This window comes from Curtobacterium flaccumfaciens, assembly GCF_004361695.1.
In the GTDB taxonomy this organism is placed as follows: Bacteria; Actinomycetota; Actinomycetes; order Actinomycetales; family Microbacteriaceae; genus Curtobacterium; species Curtobacterium flaccumfaciens_B.
In genome coordinates, this window is sequence record NZ_SNVW01000009.1 from 31,353 (window position 1) to 52,180 (window position 20,828).

General features: G+C 72.5%; 23 protein-coding genes and 1 tRNA gene. 9 read left to right on the forward strand and 15 right to left on the reverse strand.

Going from position 1 to position 20,828, the window contains the following annotated elements; translation table 11 throughout:
• Nucleotides 1-73: 73 nt before the first annotated feature.
• Nucleotides 74-1,303, reverse strand: a complete 1,230-nt coding sequence (locus EDF64_RS12795) for a PucR family transcriptional regulator (RefSeq protein ID WP_133520372.1) — start codon at nt 1,301-1,303, stop codon at nt 74-76.
• Between the two features lie 7 nt (nt 1,304-1,310).
• Complete coding sequence (gene aceE, locus EDF64_RS12800) at nt 1,311-4,055, reverse strand: pyruvate dehydrogenase (acetyl-transferring), homodimeric type (protein WP_133520373.1); 2,745 nt, start codon at nt 4,053-4,055, stop codon at nt 1,311-1,313.
• Nucleotides 4,056-4,302: 247 nt separating this feature from the next.
• On the opposite strand from aceE, the gene EDF64_RS18255 reads away from it, so the two are divergent.
• Together EDF64_RS18255 and EDF64_RS12805 are read left to right on the forward strand one after the other, a co-directional pair.
• A complete protein-coding gene (locus tag EDF64_RS18255) occupies nt 4,303-4,791 on the forward strand; it encodes a peroxiredoxin (RefSeq protein WP_166645728.1) in 489 nt (162 codons plus the stop codon).
• A 52-nt stretch (nt 4,792-4,843) separates the two neighbouring features.
• Complete coding sequence (locus EDF64_RS12805; RefSeq protein ID WP_166645729.1) at nt 4,844-5,839, forward strand: alpha/beta fold hydrolase; 996 nt, start codon at nt 4,844-4,846, stop codon at nt 5,837-5,839.
• A 3-nt stretch (nt 5,840-5,842) separates the two neighbouring features.
• Here EDF64_RS12805 and EDF64_RS12810 read toward each other — a convergent pair whose 3' ends face one another.
• From EDF64_RS12810 to EDF64_RS12835, 6 genes are all read right to left on the reverse strand, one after another.
• A complete protein-coding gene (locus EDF64_RS12810) occupies nt 5,843-7,429 on the reverse strand; it encodes an alpha/beta fold hydrolase (RefSeq protein ID WP_133520375.1) in 1,587 nt (528 codons plus the stop codon).
• Nucleotides 7,426-8,394, reverse strand: coding sequence for an amino acid--[acyl-carrier-protein] ligase (locus EDF64_RS12815; protein ID WP_208108907.1), 969 nt, complete (start codon nt 8,392-8,394; stop codon nt 7,426-7,428). The genes EDF64_RS12810 and EDF64_RS12815 overlap by 4 nt, the downstream gene beginning before the upstream one ends.
• Entirely contained in the window at nt 8,391-9,656 is a 1,266-nt protein-coding gene (locus EDF64_RS12820) for an acyl-CoA dehydrogenase family protein (protein WP_133520376.1), read from the reverse strand. The genes EDF64_RS12815 and EDF64_RS12820 overlap by 4 nt, the downstream gene beginning before the upstream one ends.
• Complete coding sequence (locus EDF64_RS12825; RefSeq protein WP_133520377.1) at nt 9,653-9,940, reverse strand: acyl carrier protein; 288 nt, start codon at nt 9,938-9,940, stop codon at nt 9,653-9,655. Before EDF64_RS12825 ends, EDF64_RS12820 begins: the two co-directional genes overlap by 4 nt.
• A gap of 100 nt (nt 9,941-10,040) precedes the next feature.
• Nucleotides 10,041-10,418, reverse strand: coding sequence for a holo-ACP synthase (locus tag EDF64_RS12830; RefSeq protein ID WP_133520378.1), 378 nt, complete (start codon nt 10,416-10,418; stop codon nt 10,041-10,043).
• A gap of 44 nt (nt 10,419-10,462) precedes the next feature.
• Nucleotides 10,463-11,125 (reverse strand): hypothetical protein, encoded by a 663-nt coding sequence (locus EDF64_RS12835; protein WP_133520379.1) that lies wholly within the window; start codon nt 11,123-11,125, stop codon nt 10,463-10,465.
• Nucleotides 11,126-11,325: 200 nt separating this feature from the next.
• On the opposite strand from EDF64_RS12835, the gene EDF64_RS12840 reads away from it, so the two are divergent.
• From EDF64_RS12840 to EDF64_RS12850, 3 genes are read left to right on the forward strand one after another with little or no spacing between them, the layout of a single operon-like run.
• A complete protein-coding gene (locus EDF64_RS12840) occupies nt 11,326-11,823 on the forward strand; it encodes a hypothetical protein (protein WP_133520380.1) in 498 nt (165 codons plus the stop codon).
• Entirely contained in the window at nt 11,820-12,539 is a 720-nt protein-coding gene (locus EDF64_RS12845) for a response regulator transcription factor (RefSeq protein ID WP_133520381.1), read from the forward strand. The genes EDF64_RS12840 and EDF64_RS12845 overlap by 4 nt, the downstream gene beginning before the upstream one ends.
• Entirely contained in the window at nt 12,536-13,804 is a 1,269-nt protein-coding gene (locus EDF64_RS12850; protein ID WP_133520382.1) for a sensor histidine kinase, read from the forward strand. The genes EDF64_RS12845 and EDF64_RS12850 overlap by 4 nt, the downstream gene beginning before the upstream one ends.
• A 179-nt stretch (nt 13,805-13,983) precedes the next feature.
• On the opposite strand, the gene EDF64_RS18260 is transcribed toward EDF64_RS12850, so the two are convergent.
• The 4 genes from EDF64_RS18260 to EDF64_RS12865 all read right to left on the reverse strand — a co-directional run bounded on the left by EDF64_RS18260 (nt 13,984) and on the right by EDF64_RS12865 (nt 16,450).
• A complete protein-coding gene (locus EDF64_RS18260) occupies nt 13,984-14,124 on the reverse strand; it encodes a hypothetical protein (protein WP_166645730.1) in 141 nt (46 codons plus the stop codon).
• 138 nt (nt 14,125-14,262) lie between these two features.
• Nucleotides 14,263-14,823: a hypothetical protein gene (locus EDF64_RS12855; protein ID WP_133520383.1), complete on the reverse strand. Its 561-nt coding sequence runs from the start codon at nt 14,821-14,823 to the stop codon at nt 14,263-14,265.
• The gene (locus EDF64_RS12860) at nt 14,820-15,800 is read right to left on the reverse strand and encodes an aldo/keto reductase (RefSeq protein ID WP_133520384.1); all 981 of its coding nucleotides are present in this window, start codon (nt 15,798-15,800) and stop codon (nt 14,820-14,822) included. The genes EDF64_RS12855 and EDF64_RS12860 overlap by 4 nt, the downstream gene beginning before the upstream one ends.
• A gap of 122 nt (nt 15,801-15,922) precedes the next feature.
• Nucleotides 15,923-16,450 carry a hypothetical protein gene (locus EDF64_RS12865; RefSeq protein WP_133520385.1) on the reverse strand — a complete coding sequence of 176 codons (528 nt, stop codon included), beginning with the start codon at nt 16,448-16,450 and terminating at the stop codon, nt 15,923-15,925.
• 135 nt (nt 16,451-16,585) lie between these two features.
• Between EDF64_RS12865 and EDF64_RS12870 the strand changes: the two genes are divergently transcribed.
• Nucleotides 16,586-16,658 (forward strand) — tRNA-Val (locus tag EDF64_RS12870).
• Here the strand turns inward: EDF64_RS12870 and EDF64_RS18675 are convergent.
• Nucleotides 16,618-17,181 carry a GNAT family N-acetyltransferase gene (locus EDF64_RS18675; protein WP_133520480.1) on the reverse strand — a complete coding sequence of 188 codons (564 nt, stop codon included), beginning with the start codon at nt 17,179-17,181 and terminating at the stop codon, nt 16,618-16,620. The genes EDF64_RS12870 and EDF64_RS18675 overlap by 41 nt on opposite strands.
• Before the next feature lie 205 nt (nt 17,182-17,386).
• On the opposite strand from EDF64_RS18675, the gene EDF64_RS12880 reads away from it, so the two are divergent.
• The 3 genes from EDF64_RS12880 (at nt 17,387) to EDF64_RS12890 (ending at nt 19,228) form a co-directional block, all read left to right on the forward strand.
• Nucleotides 17,387-17,758 (forward strand): ArsR/SmtB family transcription factor, encoded by a 372-nt coding sequence (locus EDF64_RS12880; protein WP_133520386.1) that lies wholly within the window; start codon nt 17,387-17,389, stop codon nt 17,756-17,758.
• Nucleotides 17,739-18,782 carry a DMT family transporter gene (locus EDF64_RS12885; RefSeq protein ID WP_133520387.1) on the forward strand — a complete coding sequence of 348 codons (1,044 nt, stop codon included), beginning with the start codon at nt 17,739-17,741 and terminating at the stop codon, nt 18,780-18,782. Before EDF64_RS12880 ends, EDF64_RS12885 begins: the two co-directional genes overlap by 20 nt.
• 158 nt (nt 18,783-18,940) lie before the next feature.
• Nucleotides 18,941-19,228: a hypothetical protein gene (locus tag EDF64_RS12890; protein WP_133520388.1), complete on the forward strand. Its 288-nt coding sequence runs from the start codon at nt 18,941-18,943 to the stop codon at nt 19,226-19,228.
• Between the two features lie 22 nt (nt 19,229-19,250).
• Here the strand turns inward: EDF64_RS12890 and EDF64_RS18525 are convergent, their stop codons facing one another.
• A complete protein-coding gene (locus EDF64_RS18525; protein WP_243736382.1) occupies nt 19,251-19,946 on the reverse strand; it encodes an HIT domain-containing protein in 696 nt (231 codons plus the stop codon).
• A 42-nt stretch (nt 19,947-19,988) separates the two neighbouring features.
• Nucleotides 19,989-20,708, reverse strand: coding sequence for a GntR family transcriptional regulator (locus tag EDF64_RS12905; protein WP_133520389.1), 720 nt, complete (start codon nt 20,706-20,708; stop codon nt 19,989-19,991).
• Nucleotides 20,709-20,828: the final 120 nt, after the last annotated feature.

Genomic DNA, 20,828 nt, shown 5'->3' on the forward strand with positions numbered 1-20,828 from the left:
GGGTTCCACGCGGACGAGCCAGCAGAGCCGGACGCGCCGGCCGAGCGGGACGTGACCGCCCGCGCCGCCGTGTTCACCGTCGGCGCGGCAGGCGTCGCCGACCGGCCGTCGACTCGGACATCGCGCCGAGGATGAGCGCCGACTGCACGATGAGGGCGTCACGCGCGTGCGTGGCGTCCCACCCGATGATGTCGGCGACTCGGCGGAGCCGGTAGCGCACCGTGTTCGGGTGGACGAAGAGCTCTCGGGCGGTGGCCTCGAGCGACCGCCCGGTGTCGAGGTAGCACCAGAGCGTCTGGAGGAGCTCCGTCGACTGGTCCTTCAGCGGGACGTAGATGCGCTGCACGAGGGCGGAGCGGGCGAGGGGGTCGCCCGCCAGCGCACGCTCCGGCAGCAGGTCGTCGGCGAGTGCCGGCCGGGGAGCGCCGCGCCAGGCCCGCGCGACGGCGAACCCGGCGAGGGCGCCCTTCGCGCTGGTCGACGCGTCGACGACGCCGGGGACCTCGTTGCCGAGGACCAGGTGCCCTTCGCCGAACGAGGGCTCGAGCGCCTGCGCGATCGCGGTGAACGAGACGGGTTCCTCGCCCTCGGGGACGTCGTCGCGCGGGGTCGCACGGCCGATGACCACGACGAGCCGCGACCCCTGCACGCCGATGAGCACGTCGGCGTCCATGTGGCGGGCGGTGCGGCGGATCTGGTCGACCTCGAGCTGCTTCGGGGCGTTGCCCACCAGCACCGAGACCTCGCCGTGGCCGTGCCAGCCGAGCGCCGCGATGCGGGACGGCAGTTCGTCGTCGTACTCGCCGGAGAGGATCGAGTCGACCACGAGTGCTTCGAGTCGGGCGTCCCAGAGCCCGCGGGCCTCGGCCGCCCGGGCGTACACGTCGGCCGCGGCGAAGGCGATGTCCCGCGAGTACTTGAGGATCGCCTCCTGCAGCATCTCGTCGTCCTTGGCGCGCTCTTCCACGACGGTGACGACCACGCGGATGAGCTGCAGCGTCTGCTGCAGGCTCACCGAACGGAGGAGCTCGCGGGGAGCGGAGCCGAACACGTCGGCGGCGGCGATCCACGGGGTGGACGCGCTGCCCTCGAGCCACGAGATGAACGACGTGATGCCGGCCTGCGCCACGAGGCCCACGGCGGACCGTCGACCCGGGGGCATCTCGCTGTACCAGGGAAGGGTGTCCTCGAGCCGCTTGATGGTCGCGGTCGAGAGTTCGCCCGACACCTGCCGGAGCCAGGAGAGCGCCCGTTCACGGTCGCTCTGCTGGCCCGCGGCAGGGTCGGTGCGGGGTGTCGTCACCGGGTGATCAGCTCTCGCCGCCGGCGCTGCCCGTGGTGCCGGCGGTCACGTCGTGCAGGCGGTACTTGTCGATCGCCTGCTGGACGAGCGCGCTGTCGACCTTGCCCTGGCGGGCGAGCTGCTGCAGCGTCCGCACGACGACCGAGGGGCCGTCGATGTGGAAGAAGCGGCGAGCGGCCGGGCGGGTGTCCGAGAAGCCGAAGCCGTCGGCGCCGAGCGTGGCGTAGTCGGTCGGCACGAACGGGCGGATCTGCTCCTGCACCTGGTGCATGAAGTCGCTCACGGCGACGACCGGACCCTCGGTGCCGAGCAGACGCTCGGTGACGTACGGCGTGCGCGGGGCCTCGTTCGGGTTGAGGAACGCGTGCTGCTCCGCGTCGAGACCGTCGCGGTACAGCTCACCCCAGCTCGTGACGCTCCACACGTCGGCGGCGACGCCCCAGTCCTCGGCGAGGAGCTGCTGGGCCTCGAGGATCCACGGCACCGCGACACCGGAGGCGAGCAGCTGGGCCTTCGGGCCGTCGTGCTCGCTCCGCTTGAGCAGGTACATGCCCTTGACGATGCCCTCGACGTCGATGCCCTCGGGCTCCGCCGGCTGGACGATCGGCTCGTTGTAGACCGTCAGGTAGTACATGACGTTCGGGTCGGCGTGCTTCGGCGAGCCGTCCTCGTTCGTGCCGTACATCCGGTCGAGGCCGGCCTGCACGATGTGCCCGATCTCGTAGCCGTACGCGGGGTCGTAGGACACCACGGCCGGGTTCGTCGTCGCGAGGAGCAGCGAGTGGCCGTCGGCGTGCTGCAGGCCCTCGCCGGTCAGCGTCGTCCGACCGGCGGTGGCGCCGATCATGAAGCCACGGGCCATCTGGTCGCCGGCGGCCCAGATGGCGTCGCCGGTGCGCTGGAACCCGAACATCGAGTAGAAGACGTAGACCGGGATGAGCGGCTCGCCCTGCGTCGAGTACGAGGTGCCGACCGCGGTGAACGCCGCGAGGGCGCCCGCCTCGTTGATGCCGACGTGGATGATCTGGCCCTGCGGGCTCTCCTTGTAGGCCAGGAGGAGCTCGCGGTCGACCGACGTGTAGTGCTGGCCGTTCGGGTTGTAGATCTTCGCCGTCGGGAAGTACGCGTCCATGCCGAACGTGCGTGCTTCGTCCGGGATGATCGGGACCACGCGGTCGCCGAAGTCGGGGGAGCGGAGCAGGTCCTTGAGCAGTCGGGCGAACGCCATGGTGGTGGCGATCTCCTGCTTGCCGGAGCCCTTCTTGACGACCTGGTACTTCGAGTCCTCGGGGAGGGTGATCGAGGTGTACTTCGTCCGACGTTCCGGCACGTACCCGCCGAGCTCGCGCCGGCGCTCGTGCATGTACTGGATCGCCTCGTCGTCGTTGCCCGGGTGGTAGTACGGCGGCGTGTAGGGGTTCTCCTCCAGCTGCGCGTCGGAGATCGGGATGCGCATCTCGTCGCGGAACTGCTTGAGGTTGTCGAGCGTGAGCTTCTTCATCTGGTGCGTCGCGTTGCGCCCCTCGAAGCTCGGGCCGAGGCCGTAGCCCTTGACCGTCTTCGCGAGGATGACGGTCGGCTGGCCCTTGTGCTCGGTCGCGGCCTTGAACGCGGCGTAGACCTTGCGGTAGTCGTGGCCTCCGCGCTTGAGGTTCCAGATCTGGTCGTCGGAGTAGTCCTTGACCAGCTCGAGCGCCTTCGGGTCGCGCCCGAAGAAGTTCTCGCGGACGTACGCGCCGTTCTCGGCCTTGTACGTCTGGTAGTCGCCGTCCGGCGTCTGGTTCATCAGGTTGAGGAGCGCGCCCTCGGTGTCGCGGGCGAGCAGGTCGTCCCACTCGCGGCCCCAGACGACCTTGATGACGTTCCAGCCCGCACCGCGGAAGAACGCCTCGAGCTCCTGGATGATCTTGCCGTTGCCGCGCACCGGACCGTCGAGCCGCTGCAGGTTGCAGTTGATCACGAAGTTCAGGTTGTCGAGGCCGTCGTTCGCGGCGACCTGGAGCTGCCCGCGGGACTCGACCTCGTCCATCTCGCCGTCACCGAGGAAGGCCCAGACCTGCTGGTCGGAGGCGTCCTTGATGCCGCGGTTGGAGAGGTACTTCGCCTGCTGCGCCTGGTAGATCGCGTTGATCGGGCCGATGCCCATCGACACGGTCGGGAACTGCCAGAACTGCGGCATGAGGCGCGGGTGCGGGTACGACGACAGCCCGCCGCCGGCGTGGGACTTCTCCTGCCGGAAGCCGTCGAGCTGGTCCTCGTCGAGACGCCCTTCCATGTACGCGCGGGCGTACATGCCGGGGGACGCGTGGCCCTGGAAGAAGACCTGGTCGCCGCCGGACGGGTGGTCCTGCGCGCGGAAGAAGTGGTTGTAGCCGACCTCGTACATGGCGGCGCTCGACGCGTACGTCGAGATGTGGCCGCCGACCGCGATGCCGGGGCGCTGTGCGCGGTGCACGGTGATCGCGGCGTTCCACCGGATCCACCGGCGGTAGCGGCGCTCGAGCTCCTCGTCGCCCGGGAACTCCGGTTCGTTCTCCGGCGCGATGGTGTTCACGTAGTCCGTGGTCGGGACCATCGGCACACCGAGGTGCAGTTCCTTGGACCGCTTGAGCAGGCTGAGCATGATCTCGCGGCCACGCTGGTGGCCGTGGGTCTGCACCAGTCCGTCGAGGGACTCACGCCACTCGGCGGTCTCCTCCGGGTCCTGGTCGCTGCTGCCGTGGCTGTACGGGTCCTGGTCGTTCACCGTCACCCTTGACCTCGTTCGTTCTCGTGGTGGTGGACATAGGTGGTCCACCGATCGATCGGGTCGCGACCGGCGGTGGGGCCTCGTCCACTCTAGGCCCCACCGCCGACGCGCAGCCTGATGGTGACGCGCAGGTGGACAGGTGCTTGCATTCGGATGTCGTCGGCGTACGATTGCCGATCGTGCACACGCGATCCGTGCGTGCACGACGACACCGGGCACACCCCACGCCCGAGGAAGAAGCAACGCACTGATGGCTCTGGAGATCGGCTCACTCGCGCCGGACTTCGAACTCCCCAACCAGTTCGGGGAGCACGTCCGCCTCAGCGACTTCCGCGGTGTCCGCCCGGTCGCACTCGTCTTCTTCCCGCTCGCGTTCTCGTCCACGTGCACGAACGAGCTCTGCGCCCTGCAGGACAACATCGCGATGTTCCAGGACCAGCGCGTCGAACTCGTCGGCATCTCCGTCGACTCGAAGGCGACACTCCGCTCGTTCGCCCAGACGAACGGCTACGACTTCGAGCTGCTCGCCGACTTCTGGCCGCACGGCGCGGTCTCGAAGGAGTACGGCGTCTTCCTCGAGCAGAAGGGCTTCGCGAACCGCGCGACCTTCGTCATCGACGTGCAGGGCCGCATCAAGGCATCGATCATCTCGGAGCCCGGCGTCGCCCGCGACGTCACCGAGTACAAGGCGGCGCTCGACCGCCTCGCCGCCTGCGCCGCACCCGTCGCCGTCGGCTAGCGTTCCGAACCCTCCGGGAAGACGCTGTCGCGTCTGTCTGACTGGAGGCACGGTGCACGCCATCGACACGGACTCGCCTGAGCGTGCGGTCGCGCTCGACCCCAGTGGTCGCGTCGACGCGGTCGGTCCCGACGGGTACGCCCCGTTCCCGGTCGTCGCCGACCCCGATCGCTGGCGGCTGACGCGGACGGTCGTGCCGACCGCCGACGGCCCCGTGGTCGTGCACCACCGGGCGGGTCGCGATCCGCTCCTGCTGCTGCACGGCGTCGCCGGCTCGTGGACGACGTGGACGCCGCTGCTCCGCGCCGCCGAGGGAGCCGCGGACCGTGCCGACCACGCTGTTGCCGACCGCCTCGACGATCGCGGGCTCGTGCTCGTCGACCTGCCGGGGTGGGGATCCTCGCCGGCGCCTGCCGAACCGCTCGACGTCGACGGGTCCGCACGCGCGCTGACCGCCGTCCTCGACGCCCTCGGGGTCGGGTCCGTCGACGTGGTGGGGCACTCGATGGGCGCCTTCGTCGCGATGCACCTCGCGCTGACCGAACCCGCTCGGGTCCGCTCCGTCGCCCTCGTGTCCGGCACGACGGTGGCCACCGCCGACGCCGCACGGCACCCGCTGCGCGGCCTCCGGACCCTGCCGGCCTTCACGCTCCTGCGTGCGGGCCTGGCGATCACCGGCGAGACAGCACGCCCGGTGCTCCGCGGGATCGCCCGGGTCGGTCTCCTGCCGCTCGTGGCGTCGCCGGTCTTCACGCACGTGCGACGGCTCGACCCGAGCGTCCTCGACGCCTTCGTCGAGGAGCTCCGGCCGACCGGCTTCACTGCTGCCGCACGGTCGGCCGCGGGCTACGACCTCGACCGGTGGCGGTCGGTGACGTGCCCGGTCACGGCGATCGCCGGGCGCGACGACGTGTTCGCCCGGGTGTCCGACCTCGACGCCCTGGCCGACCTCCTGCCGCAGGTGCGCACGGTGCTGCTCGACGACTGCGGACACTTCGCGCACGTCGAGCACCCGGGCGCCGTCGCCCGGGTGCTCGACCTCGCCTGACCGTCAGGCGTGCGCGGGGAACACCGGCACGGGGAACACTGCGGCGACCTCGGCGCGGACCGCGGCGAGCACCGCCTCGCGCATCACCGGCGAGAACAGCGAGTGGTCGCCCTCGGGCACCCGCACGACCCGGAGTTGCCCGGCCCACCTGCGCTCGGCCCGCTGCCCGCCGAGCTGGTCGAACAGCTCGGCGTCGCCGGGCGACGTGATGAGCACGACCTCGATGCCGTGCTCGACGAGGGGCCGCACGTGGCCGGCGACACCGCCGGCACGGTCACGGCGTGCCACGCGGTCCCGTACGACCTTCGGGACGATCGTGTTGTACCAGCCGCGGATGCGCAGGCGTGCCGGTGACGGCTGCGCGACCGAGCGTGCGCCGTCGGCGTACGAACCGGGAGCAGCGGCCTGCCGCCGGTAGTCGTTCGGGCTGATCTCGACGACGAGCCGCGGGGACTCCTCCGACGCCCGGCCGGCGAGCCACGCGCCGGCGCACATGCCGACGAGGGCGAGCCGTTCGGCCGGTACAGCGAGGGCGGCGACGACGGCCGACTGGTCGTCGACCCACTCCTGGGTGAAGAGGAACGACCGCTCGTCGGCGCGGACCGGGGTGCTCTCGCCGGTGCCGCGTCGGTCGAGGCGGACCACCCGGGCACCGTCGCGGGCGAGTGCCCGGGCGAGGGCGACCTGGTAGTCGGACGCGCCGACCCGGTGCTCCGCGGCACCGCTGTGCAGCACCACGACCGGGGCGTCCTCGGACTGACCGGAGGCGACGGTCTCGACCGCGAACAGGGCGTCCGGGCCGAGCTGCACGATCCGCTCGGACACGCGGGCGTCGACGTCGAGCACCTCGGTGAGCGGCGGCAGGACCGTCGGCACCGTGGCCTCGGGCACCCAGGCGTCCACCTGGTCGACGACCGTGGCGACCGCGGCGCTCGGGATCACCGCGATGATGCTCGTGCCGTCGAGGAGTTCGGCGCTGCCGTCGACCTCGACGGTCGGCACCGCGCCGAGGGCCCGCGGCGCCGTGGCACCGGGGCGGACCAGGGCGACGGTCGGCCCGGACCGCGGCGCGAACCCGAGCGCACCGAGCGCGGCGGCCTCGTCGGGGTCGAGGTCGATCCCGACCAGGCTCTCGACACCGTCGACCACGCGGTCGAGGCCGATGGTCATCGTCGCGAGGGCGCGTTGCCCGCGCAGCCAGGCGCGACCGGAGGCCGGGGCGTCCCAGACGACCAGGCCGTCGGTGTCGTCGGCCGCCGCGGCGGCGACGAGCGCGGCGGACGCGAGTCCGACGAAGACGACGTGGTCGATGCCACTGGACCGCAGCAGGGCTGCGGCGTGCCGGGCGGACCGGACCTGCGCGTCCGGAGCACCGTCGGGCGCGGCGTCTCCACGTCCGGACGGGTCGTAGCGCACCGAGGCCACGCCACGCGCCTCCAGGCCGTCGGCGAGCAGCCGCAGCGTGCGGTACGCGATGACGCCCTGCTGTCCGAGGGGCGGGCAGATCACGACGCCCGCACGTGCCGCGGGCGGCAGCTGGAGGGCGACGCGGAGTGCCGGGTGACCCGACCAGCCGTGGTGCGTGCTCACAGCGCGAGGGCCGTGCGGACGTCCGCCGGCCAGGTGTCGGGGTCCGTGCCGTGCGCGGCGAACAGCGCGATCGTGGTGCGCTCGAGGCCGTAGGCGACGCAGGCGCTGTGCGCGACCCCGCCGTCGGCGCTCCGGATGCCGAACGAGGTGCCGAAGTGGTCCTCGTGCAGGTTCGCCGAGCCGATCGCGGTCGCCGGGTGGTCGTCGCCGTACACCGGGGTGACGAACTCGAACTTGAGCGCCTGCTCGACCTGGCTCCGGGCGAGCATCTGTCCGACGCGGCCGAAGAACGGGTCGTTGGCCGGGACGACGTCGACCTCGAGGCCGAACGACTCGAGCAGCGCTCGCATCACCGGGATGCGACCGTCGCGGTGCTCCCGCGCGCTGTCCGGCGTGCCGACGTGCACGAACTCGTGCATGTGGAAGGACTGCAGCCGCATCGGGTCGAGGGAGGGCTCCCGGCGGAAGGAGTCGCCGAGGATGTCGAACGTCCGTCCTCCCGGCGGGAGCGCACCCGAGAGCATGCCGTAGAGGGGGTGGCAGACGGCCGGGGTGAGCATGAGGTCCGCGGGCTCGAGGAACGACTCCCAGCGGTCGCCGCGCTCCCGGGCCGCCAGCAGGGCGCGGTGCGTGCGGTCGTCGCCCGTGAACGCCGAGATCGACGCGGCGAGGTCGGGGAACGACGCGATGTAGTCCGTGCGCTCGAAGGCCGCGAGCGGCTCGACGGGCGGGAAGCGGAGCACCTCGGCGTCGAGGTCGGCCTGGTTCCGGACGCCGGCGGCGTCGACCGCCTGGTAGACGCGCTCGAAGACGCCGGAGCGGCCGTACAGACCGGGGGAGCCGAGGTCGAGCAGGACACCGTCGTCGAGCAGGCGGGCGCGGAGTTCCGCGCGGGCGGCGTCGAGGTCGGTGGCGGTGGTGCCCGTGGTGGGCTCGGTGCTGGTGGTCGGTTCGGTGATGGTCACAGGATCGCTCCGGTCATGAGTGCCAGTCCGGCGTCGTTCTGCAGGAGACGGTCGTTGCTCACCATGACGGCGGCACCGTGCGAGTCCCGGAGGAGGCGGGCCACGCTGAGCGGCCCGGTGGCGGCGAAGCCGGCGATGCCGACGATCCGCATCGCCTTCGTGACGATGTCGGTGACCCGCTCGGACGCACTGATCTTCAGCGCGTTCGCGGCGAGGGCGTACGCCGTCGACTCGAGGACCTCGGGGTCGTCCGCGACCGCGTCGAAGCGGTCTGCGGCGTGCCGCACGGCGTCGGCCAGCGCCTGCAGGTCGACGAGGACCTCGGCGAGCCGGAGGGCTCCGGGCGGGGTCTGGCCCACCGCGGCGCGGGCCTGCTTGCGGACCGCGCGTCGGGCACGGTCGGCGGCCTCGGCGGCGAAGCCGAGCCAGACCGAGGCCCAGAGGACGTGCGACACCGGCAGGACCGTGCGGGCGGAGATCACGGCGTAGTCGTCGTGGAGGATCCGGTCCTCGTGGGTCTCGGTGTCGAGCACCCAGCCGTTGCTGCACGTGCCGCGGAGCCCGAGGGTGTCCCACGTCGAGGTCTGGGTCAGGGTGGTCTCCGACGGCAGGCAGACGACGAGACGCTGGTCCGAGGCCGCGGCGTCGAGGTCACGGCGGGCGGTCACGAGGATCGCGTCCGCCTCGGTCGCATACGAGATCACCGGGGCGTCCTTGCGGAGCCGGATCCGGCCCGCGTCGTCGACCTCGATCGCGCAGGTGCTCCGGCGGGCGTCGCCGCCGATGCCCTTCTCGGTCGTCGACGAGGCGACGAGGGCGCCCGCGCGGACGGCCTCGACCATCGTGGTGACACCGGGGGCGGAACCGCCGTGCCGCCAGAGGGCCATCGCCTGGCCCTGGTGCATCGCGAAGACCATCGCGGTCGCACCGCACGCGCGGCCGAGTTCGGTCGCGATGACGGAGAGCTCGGCGAGGGTCGCGCCCTCGCCGCCGAGCGACACCGGGACCGCGGCGGCGAGGAGGCCGTGCTCCTTCATCGCGGCGATGGCCTCGCGCGGGGGACGTGCGTCGCGGTCGACCTCGTCGGCGAAGTGCGCGGCGACCTCGGCGACGAGAGCCGTGCGTGCGGCGAAGCGGTCGGTCGTGGCGGTGAGGGCCGGCGACGCTGCCGGTGCCCCTGCCGTGGTCGCGTCCGGTTGCGTCGTCGCGTCCGGTCCGGTGGCGGCCGCGGTGGTCGTCCGGTCGAGGACCGGCGCGGTCACGCGCCCAGCTCCGCGGCCGCCGTGATCGACTCGATGGTCGCGAAGGTCGAACGGTTCAGCACGGCGTCGGGGAACTCCACGTCGAGTTCGTTCTCCACCGCGAGCATCACGTTCACGGTCGCGTGCGACGTCAGCCCGAGGGCGTACAGGTCGGCGATGGACGCCACGTCCATGGCGTCGGTGCTGAGGCGCCCGTGGTCGGCGAGAGCTCGGCGGACGGCCAGTTCGGTCGTCGGGGTGGCGAGTGCGACGGCGGTCGCTGCGGTGGTCTGGTCCTGGTGCATGCCCGCAACGATAAGGACCGCGGGCGCCCGGAAAACCGCCGTGCGGGTGCGCGAAGCCGCACGTGGTCCGGCGTTGCTGTGCGGTCGTGCAGGAAGGCGCTCAGCGGGCGGTCAGCGCCACCGCGGTCGCGACCGCCAACCCGCGCTCGTGCGCCAGGGAGACGGCGATCGTGTCGCACCCGATCGCCTCGGCGAGGGCCGCTGCCCGGCCGCGCAGCGCGACCACCGGGGCGCCGGCCGCGTCGAGGAGGATCGCCACGTCCGTCAGCGGGACCGCGTCCGAGCGGTCGGGCCGGAGGAGCTTGACCACCGCCTCCTTGCCGGCGAACCGTGCCGCCAGGCGCTCCGGGTCGTCGCCGGCGTCGGCGCGCTCCGCGGCGGTGAACACCCGGGACAGGTACCGCTCGCCGTGCGCGTCGATGCCGGCGATGACGTCCTCGACGGCGGCGAGGTCGGTCCCCGTGCGGATGGTGGTCATGGCAGCAGGCTACGGCGACACAGCGGGCGACGCAGCGGGCACCGTCAGCGGAACGCCTGCACGACCCCCGGGACGACGGCGTCGGGCGTCAGCTGGATGAGCCGGTACCTGGTGCCCTGGTCGTAGGCGAGGACGACGGTGTGCCCCTCCCAGAGGTACGGGTACGAGCTCGGCTTCGGCCGGTTCGCGGTGAACTCCGACAGCACGGCGCTCCGCGCGGTGGTGCCGCGGTGCACGTCGTAGAGCGCGACCTCGTCCGGCGAGCTGCCGGTCGCGAGCGAGCACGTCGTGTCGACGAGGTACTGCGTCCCGCCGTCACCCCGGAGGTCGCCCGAGGCGGTGACGAGGGAGGCGAGGTCGCCGTCGCAGATCTGCAGGCCGGGGTGCTCCGCGGCGCTGATCGCCGCGGTGAGCCCGGGGACCGTGGACGCGTTCGGGTACTGGTCCTGCCGGCCCGGTCGCGGCGGCTGCCCGGTGGGGAACGTCGGCGTCGGCGCGGCCGTGGTCGGCGCCGTCGTCGGGGCCGTCGTCTGCGGTGCCGTCGTGGTGGGGGCAGTCGACGTCGAGGCAGCGGTGGTCGCCGACGCCGTCGGGCCACTGCCGGAGGCGTCGGCCGGGGTGGTGGTGCTCGCGCACCCGACGAGGGCGACGGACGCCAGTGCGGCGGACGCCAGCACGGCCAGGAGGTTCGGGGTGGTGCACTTCACGGGGGCGGTCTTCCCTTCCTGCGAGCGGCTGCTCGCGACGGAGTCCGACGGTAGGCCCGCCACGTCTCGCTGCGGTGTCGTGCCAGCCTGCCCCGGAGCGCCCGGACGTCGTCCATCCGCACGCGGACGTGCGACGATCTGTGACGGAACTGACACATCGCTGCAGCGCGACGGACACCGAGGGGAACCAGGCTCGCACCGTGACCATCCCCTTCCGTCCCCGCACCGCCGGCATCGTCGCCACCGCGCTCGCCGTCGTCGCGGTGTTCGTCGTGGCGGTGTCCGCGATGGCGGCGCCGGCCCCGCAGGACACCGCACCCCGGGCAGCCGTGCTCGCACTCGCGCCCGCGTACTACGCCGGGTGCGGTGAGCAGGCGGTCGCCGAGCCGTCGTCCGTGCCGATCTGGTGCGAGTCCTCGGACCAGCGCCTGGAGAACCTGGTGTGGTCGTCGTGGGGCGACGAGGACGCGGCCGCGACCGGCGTCCTCACCGACAACCCCTGCGACTGCGCCGGGGGGACCGTGACGGCGTACCCGGTGGCCGTCCGGTTCGACGGCGCAACGCGCGTCGGCGAGGTGCAGCGGTACCAGCGGCTCAGCATCACCTTCGCCACCCACCGACCGGCGTGGGCGGTCCGTCCGACCATGCACTTCCTGTGGGGCGACCTCGGGTTCGTCAGCGACCAGGAGCGACCATGACCCCGCCCAGCCCCGTACACAACGCCCCGGCACACAGCACCGCGAACGGTGGGCCGTCCCCGCTGGTGCTGCTCGCCGAGGACGACGCCGACGTCCGTGAGACCACCCAGCTGCTGCTCCTCCGTCGCGGCTGGCGCGTCACCCCCACCGCCGACGGCGTCGAGGCACTCGAAGCGGTCGACGTCGAGCTGCCGGACGTCGCCGTCGTGGACGTCGCGATGCCGCGGCTGAACGGCCTCGACCTGACCGGACGGCTCACCGCCCTCGGCGTCCCGGTGGTCCTCCTCACCGCCCGCAGCCTGCCCGTCGACGAGGTGCAGGGGCTCGCGGCCGGCGCCGACGACTACGTCACGAAGCCGTTCGACGCCGACGTGCTGTCGGCCCGGCTGCACGCCGTCCTCCGCCGCCGCCGTGGTCCGGCGACCGAGGTGACGACGGTCGGCGACGTCCGCATCGACGTCACCGGGCGCCGGGTCGACCGCGCGGGCACCCTCGTGCCGCTCAGCTCCGTGGAGTTCCGGGTGCTCGAGGCCCTGCTCCGGAACCGCGGCGCGGTGCTGAGCCGCGAGCAGGTCATCGCGATGGCGTGGGACAGCACGTGGCAGGACCCGCGCATCGTCGACACCAACGTGCAGCGGCTCCGCCGGAAGCTCGGCCCCGACGTCATCGAGACGGTGCGCGGCTTCGGCTACCGGATCGAGGTCGCGCCCTCGTGACCGGCACCCCCGCGACGTGGACCTCTGCCTCGAGCACGGTCCGGCAGCCGACCGCGCCGACCGAGCGCACCCCGTGGTGGCGGTCGCTCCGGTTCCGTACGGCGGCCGCGATGACGGTCCTCGCCACCACGCTCGTCGTCGCCGCGGGCGCGGTGTTCGCGCACACCGCCATCGACGACGCGACCGAGCAGCTCCGGCAGCAGGCGCTCACCCAGCTCGACGAGACCATCGCCACCCAGTCCTTCGGTGGCGCGCTGCCGTCACGGGCGACCGACGACCCGTCCGTCCTGCCCGCCGCCCTCCGCACCGCGATCGGCCGCGGCTCCACCGCGACCTACGACGACGGCACCTGGATGTGGGCGGCGCGGGAGCAGGCCTCCGGCGTCATCGCCACCCGGGTCGACAACACCGCACTCCGGACCCAGTGGGCGAACCTGCAGCGCACGTTCGTGCTCGCCGCGGTGCTCGCGGCCGTGCTCGCCGCCGCCGGCTCGTGGATCGCCGCCGGACGGCTGACCGCGCGGCTGCGGCGTGCCGCCCGCACCGTGGACGACACCGTCGCCGGCCGCGCCCCCGCCGAGGTCCGCGGGGACGACGAGGTCGCGGTCCTGTCCCGCGGGCTCGCGGAGACCGCCGCCGCGCTCGCCCGGAGCCTCGACCACGAGCGGGCGATCAGCGCCGAGGTCGCACACGACATGCGGACGCCCGTGACGGCGCTCGTCGGTGCCGCCGAACTCCTGCCGGACGGCCCGGACGCCGAGCGCGTGCGCCGGGTCGCCGCGCGACTCCGCCAGCTGCTCGACGACCTGCTCCACCTGTCCCGCGCCGCACACGAGGCCGGGCAGGTGCGGTCGGTGCCGGCGGACCTGGCACCGACCGTCGAGCACGTCCTGCACGCCGAGGGCCTCGACGAGCGGGTGCGATTCGCACCGGGCGAGTCGGCGCGGGTGCTCGTCGACGTGGAGCACCTCGGGCGCGCGCTGACGAACCTCGTGGCGAACGCGGAACGGCACGGGGAGCAGCCGGTCGTCGTGCGGGTCGACGGGGCGTCCGTGACGGTCACCGACAGCGGCGCGGGGTTCCCGGACGACGTCCTGCGCGACGGTCCCCGGCGGTTCGGGGCGCTCGGCTCGCACGGCGGGTCCGGCATCGGGCTCGCCATCGTGCTGCAGCACCTGGCCGCCTTCGGTGCCGTGCTCCGGCTCGCGAACACCGACCACGGCGCCGTCGCGACGGTCGAGCTGCGCCGCGCGCCGCAGCGCTGAGGCGACCCGCGGGGAGCGGCCCACCGCCCAGCGTGACCAGCGGACGGCCTGGAGGCGCGGTGCGGAGCCGCCACGCGCCTCCCGGCCCGGGGTGGTCGCGACCAGGGCCGCGCAACGGTCCCCGCGGAGCCCACCCGGGTGGGCTCCGCGGGTCGGGTCGGCTCAGCCGACTTGCGTGCTCAGCCGACCCAGAGCAGTGCGAGGCCGATGATGCCGGCGAAGACGACGGCGATCGCCACCTCGAGGAGGACCACGACCAGGTCGTCCCGCTGCGGGGCGTCGTCGAGGTCGGAGGGGCGGTGGGAGGGGATCGCTCGCATGACCGGGACGCTAGGGCGCGCTCGTGGCAGCCGTGCGGCGACGACCGCCGGTCGTGCCGGCGTGGTGCGGCGGATCCGCACGGCTGCGCCGAGCGATCCGACACGCAACTGACACACGGCCCGACGTCGCGGGAGCCGTCAGCGGTACTGGGGCGGCCAGTCGAACGCCGGGGGCAGGTGCGGCACCTCGCCGACGGACGTCACCGCGAGCACGACCTCGCGGCGGTTCGTCAGCGCGATCGAGCGGGGGTCGCCGATGAATCGGCGCCCGTCCACCCACACCGTCAGCTCGCCGCGCAGGCCACCGACGCGCCAGGCGCTCAGCGGCACACCCCACTCGTCGAAGAACTGCCCGAGCGTGAAGGTCTGCCGGGTCGGCGACTCGACGTGCAGGATGCCCGACGTGTCGTGCGTGTGGAGCTGCGCGGCGAAGCGCTGCTCGTCCGAGTGCCCGACGTTCGCCGGGACGGTGACCGGGGCCTGGCCGTCGAGGATCGTCAGGTGCGTGTGCACGTGCTCGGCGAGGCGTTCACCCCACACGTTCCGGAGCCCCGCCGCGTCGGCGCGTTCGGCGAGCGCCGTCGGAGCCGGCCACGGGGGAGCGGTCCGGGTCGTGCCGGCCGCCGAGGTCGTGCCACCGGAGAGCAGCGCCAGGACGGTGAGCACCGCCAGCGCCAGCCCGACGACGGACGACCTCACCACTTGTCGTGCACGCTCGCGCGGAACCACTGGTCGTAGAGCTCGCGGACCGTCTCGTCGAGCCCTGGGACCTCCGGCAGGTCGCCCGCGCCGGCGTTCGACCGGGCCTGCTCCGGGTTGCGCGCGCCCGGGATCGCCGCGGTCACGCCCTCCTGCGCGATGACCCACGCGATGGCGGCCTGGGGGACGGACACCGCGTCCGGCAGCGAGGCAGCGAACGTCTGCGCCGCCTGCACGCCGTCGTCGAAGTCGACGCCGCTGAAGGTCTCGCCCTGGTCGAACGCCTCGCCGTGCCGGTTGTAGTTGCGGTGGTCGCCCTCGGCGAACGACGTCTCCGTCGTGTACTTGCCGGACAGCAACCCCGATGCCAGCGGGACGCGCGCGAGGATGCCGACCCCTGCCTCCCGGGCCGCCGGCAGCACGCGGTCCAGCGGCTTCAGCCGGAACGCGTTGAGGATGATCTGGACGGTCGCGACGCCGGGCCGGGCGATCGCGGTGAGCGCCTGGTCGGTGGTCTCGACGCTGACGCCGTAGGCGGCGACGGAGCCGTCGGCGACCAGCGCGTCGAGGGCGTCGTAGACCGCGTCGTCTTCGTAGACCGGGGTCGGCGGGCAGTGCAGCTGCACCAGGTCGAGGGTGTCCTGCCGGAGGTTCCGCCGCGACCGGTCCACCCACTCGCGGAAGTTCGCGGCGACGTAGTTCGAGGGGACCTGCTCGGCGCGGCGGCCCATCTTCGTCGTGATCGTCAGCGGGACGTCGGGGTTCGCGGCACGCCATGTGCCGATGAGCTGCTCGCTGCGGCCGTCGCCGTAGACGTCGGCGGTGTCGAAGAGGGTGACGCCGGACTCGACGGAGGCGTCCATGACGGCGTTCGCGTCCGCTTCCGAGACCGGGCCCCAGTCACCGCCGAACTGCCAGGTGCCGAGGCCGACGGGGGAGACTTCGCGGCCGGTGCGACCGAGGGTGCGACTCTGCATGGGGTCGAGCGTAGTCAGCGGGTCAGGCGTGCTGTTCAGGCGGTGGGGCGGGCGGTTCGGTCGGTCGGGCGGTTCGGCGGCCTTCGGGTGGTTCGGTCGGTCGGGCCGTTCGGTCGGTCCGTTCAGCCGATCGTGGAGACGCCGCGGCGCAGGAGCGCCCGTGCTGCGCGGGCGCGCGGGATGACCCAGACGGCGGCCCACAGGGCCATCGCGCTCCACAGCAGGATGAGCACCGTCGTGATGACGGCACCGTGCTGGTCGCGCATCGACCACGTCATCGCGATCCACAGCACACCGAGCACGACCTTGCCCCAGCCCGCACCCTCGCGGTCGGCTTGGGCCTGCACAGCCGGGATCCACTGGTCCGCCGGTACCCCGGCCGGGATCGCCCCGTCCGCGATCCACTCGCGGACGGCGATCGAGCGTTCGTAGCCGCCCTCGGCACGCCACGCGCGGCGCTGCAGCACGACACCGATCGCGGCTCCGACGGCTGCCGTGGGGATGCCCACCGAGACCAGCACGGTGGTCGTCGCCTCGGTCCACGAGGACAGCACGAGCATGACGAGGACCACGGCGAACGCCGCACCCGTCACGCCCGCGCCGATGAGACGGAGCCGCCCGGCTTCGTCGAGGACCCCGACACCGTTCACGGGGGAGAGCGTACCTGCGGTGCTGGGGACCGGGCCGTGCGTCGGTGTCCGGTGGTCGGCGCGCGGTGGTCGGGGCGGTCCGCGCCGCTTCGTGCCGTTGGGCACGTCGCGGCGACACCGTAGGATCGTGGACGAGGGCCTTTAGCTCAGCTGGTAGAGCGCCACGTTTACACCGTGGATGTCGTCGGTTCGATCCCGGCAGGGCCCACCGTCGACGACTCCGTGCCAGTCGTTTCCCGCTGTCCTCCCGACCCGTCCCCGAGCGCCCGGGCGTAGTCGACCGTCGGGTACGGCACGAAGCCGAGGGATTCGTACAGCGCTCGTGCCGGAGCGTGGAACTCGTCACCCCCGGTACCGATGTGCACCACCGTGACGCCCTGCTGCTCGAGTCTCCGCAGCACCGCCGAGCACAGGGCCCGCGCAACGCCTCGACGTCGGGCATCGGGGTGGACGGCGACCATCTCCAGTCGCCCCGAGTCCCCGGTGGTGTTCCAGCCGACGTACCCGAGGGGTCGGCCGTCCTCCTCCGCCAGGGTGATGAACCGACCGTCGTCGGGCGCGAGCAGGGACGGTACCTCGTGCCGGTAGTCGTCCTCCCAGTGCCCGTGGTCGTGTGCGGTCACGTCGGGTCGGAGCTGCACGAGCGAGCCGGCGAGCAGCGGCCGGAAGGTCTCGATCGTCAACTCGGTCAGCGCGGGCAGGTCGAGCGGTGTGCAGTCGCGGATGTGCATTGTCGTACCTCGTTCGTGAGCAGTCTGAAGGCTCCACCCCGGGATCGGGGTGGAGGGGGATCGACGGCCGTGCCGTCCCTTCAGTCGCGCGTGCGCCAGCTCGCGAAGCAGTCCATGCGGCCACGGTACTTCGGCCGGTGGTCGGGTGTTCGAACGGCTCGACCAGGAGAGCCCGTTGGTCGGGTGGACATGCAAGAATCTGCGTATGGATGCAGATAGCAGGTGCGGCCGTCACGTCGACAACGAGTACGTCGAACTGGCGGTCGAGGTGTTCAGCATGCTCGCCGATGCGACCCGGGTGCGGATCGTGCTGGCGCTCTCCGGCGGCGAACTGCCTGTGAACGACCTCGCCGCGCAGGTCGGCAAGTCCCCGGCCGCGGTGTCGCAGCACCTCGCCAAGCTGCGCCTGGCTCGCGTGGTCGCCACTCGACAGGAGGGCACTCGGGTCTTCTACCGGCTGACGAACGAGCACGCCCGACAGCTCGTGTCGGACGCGATCTTCCAGGCCGAGCACCAGCTCGACCGCACCCCAGCCCACCACCACGACGGAGCCTCGCGTGCCGACCGCACTGCGTAGCCGCGGCGTCCAGGCTGCGCTGCTCTCCGCGGTGCTCTTCGGGGCGGGGACCCCGGCGGCGAAGCTGCTCCTCGATTCGGTCAGCCCGTTCATGCTCGCCGGACTGCTCTACACCGGGTCGGGCCTCGGGCTCGGTCTCATCCGACTCGTCCGACTGTCGCCGCGCGTGCACCTCGCTCGAGACGAGCGTCTGCCCCTCGCCGGTGCGATCCTGTTCGGCGGCGTCCTCGGGCCGGTACTCCTGCTGATCGGCCTGGTGAACACGCCCGCTTCTGGGGCGTCGTTGCTGCTCAACGCCGAGGGCGTCGCGACCGCACTGCTGGCCTGGTTCGTGTTCCGCGAGAACTTCGACCGCCGCATCGCACTCGGGATGCTCGCCATCGTCGCCGGAGCCGTCGTGCTGACCGTCCCGGCCGGGATCGAGTTCGGCAGCGCCTGGCCGTCGCTGGCGATCCTCGGCGCGTGCCTGTCGTGGGGCATCGACAACAACCTCACCCGGAAGGTCGCCATCCACGACGCGTCGTGGCTCGCCGCCGTCAAGGGTGGGGTCGCCGGACCCGTCAACCTGGTCCTGGCATTCATCCTCGGCGCGCAGCTGCCCGCCCTCGGGAACGTCGCCGCTGCGATGGTGGTCGGGTTCTTCGCCTACGGCGTGAGCCTGGTGCTCTTCATCGTCGCACTCCGCCACGTCGGCACCGCCCGCGCCGGCGCCTACTACTCGGTCGCGCCGTTCTTCGGCGCCGTCCTCGCGATCGTGCTCGGCGAACCCGTGACCGTGCCCCTCGTCATCGCCGGCATCCTCATGGCCGTCGGCATCTGGCTCCACCTCACCGAGCGACACGAACACGAGCACACCCACGAGGCCATCACCCACGACCACTGGCACCACCACGACGAGCACCACCAGCACGAGCATGCCGAACCCGTCGCCGCAGGGACCTGGCACCGGCACGAGCACACCCACGAGCCGATCACCCACACGCACGAGCACTACCCCGACAGCCACCACCGCCACACGCACTGACGCCGTCGCGATCGCGGATCGCCGGTCGGGGGGCGAGCTCGGAAGCGAGGAGACGCAGCGCAGCCGTCGCGATGACCGTGACGCCGGGGAGGAGACCGCCCGCGGCTGCGATGACGCTCAGCACCGGCCGGCAGTCGGTGCGTGCGCGTCGAGGCCGGATGAGTGGGCTTCATGGCCGGTTGCTACCCGGTCTCGCCCGGACTCTGCACGGGCCGCTCGAACTGGACCTCGGCGGCCCGGGTGGCGGCCGGAGGCAGCTGGAGCCGCAGGACGACCGCATCGTCGTCTCGGCGCTCGCCCCGGACGCGGCACCGTTGTCGCAGCGTGTCACCCCGACCTCGGAGAGCTTCCTCGCCTGGGCGACGAAGCGCCTCCCGTGGCGTGGCAACGCCGAACTCACCGACGACTCGGACGCCGACTTCCTGGACGCCCTGAACCTCATCTAGTCCACGTCCAGAAGCCGACCCGCTACCGGGACGGCGTGATGGTCAGTTCGGCGACCTCGACCACCGCGTCCGAGGGCATGTCGGGGTAGTAGTTCTCCCGGAGCTGCTGCGCGAAGCGGTGCATGTCGGTTCCGGGCGGTTGGTGTGCCTGTTCGGCCGTGAGGGTGTCGAGGCGGTACTGCTGCACGGCGGTCACGGTGCCGGCGACGGCCTCCGCCGTCGGGTGCTCGTCGAAGACGAAGACCGCCGATCCCACCGGTACGGACTCGTTCCACCGAACGGTGGTGACCTTCTCGCCGGTCATCATCGCTTCGTGGTGCTTCCGGTGGAAGTGGATCGTGTGCACCGCTGCACCCCGTCCGACCAGCGCGTGCCGGACACCGCCGGCGGGTGATGCGACGTCCCCGACGAACCGGGGGATGACGTGCACGTGCGCGTGGAAGACGGTCTGGCCGGCTGCTGCTCCGTCGTTGAACCCGACGTTGTACCCGTCCGGATGGTGCGCCTCGTCGAGATGCTCCTTCACGGCTGAGACGAGCTCCGCCATCGCGGCGACCTCCGCCACCGTCGCGTCGAACCAGCTCACGATGGGCCGCTTGGGGATGACCAGGGTGTGCCCGGGCGAGACCGGGTGCGCGTCGCGGATCGCGAACGTCAAGGCGTTGTGCGCCAACCACTCATCGCTCGGGACCTGTTCGAACACCGACGTCGTCGTCATGCTCCCACTCAACCCCGTTTCCACGGCTCGCTCAACCACCGACTAGTGCGACGCGTGCGGACCTGAGTGGACGCGGAAGGCGACCGCGCCGGCGACGTACCGGTCGTCCCCGAGCTCGATGGGCCGTCCGTCCGCGCCGGCGCTGAGCCGCAGCGAGCGCAGCAACGGCGAGCCTTCGGGTACCCGGAGGTACGCGGCATCGGCTGCGGACGCGGCGACCGCGTCGATCGTGCTCTCCGCGGAGGCGATGGTCACACCGAACCGGTCCTCCATGGCGGCTGCGACCGAGGACTGCCAGTCGGGCATCGAGCGGATGATCTCGGCCATCCACGCGGGGTACGTGCTGCGCTCGACCATGACGTCTCGGCCGTCCAGCGACCGGATCCTGGTGACGTGCAGGACGCGTTCGCCGGGTTCTGCCCTGAGCCGTCGACGCTCGACGACGGTCGCGACGACTTCGTCGACGGACACCACCTGGCCACCAGGGTTGAGTCCTCGTGCCCGAGCCCACTGTGCGAACGACTCGAGCCGGCCGGGGTCCTGGCTCTGCTCGGCCGTGGTGATCCGCCAGCGCGATCCGGGACGGGCATCGAGGACGCCCTGCGCACGCAGCTGTGTGAGGGCGTTCCGGATGGTGCCGCGCGCGACGCCGTAGTCCGCGGCGAGGGCGTGTTCGGACGGCAGCGGGCGCTCCGGGTCGAACTCGTCCCGCAGGATGCGATCGGCGACGTCGGCCGCGATGAGTCGGTAGTGGGTCAGCACGAGGCGATCCTCCGACGGCGTCCTGACCAGCTGGCTGCCGTCGAGTTGCCTGCAACGGAACCGATCGTGTCGGTCCGGTGGCCGGGGACCTGGACAGGTCGGTCCGATCCTCCCGTCCGC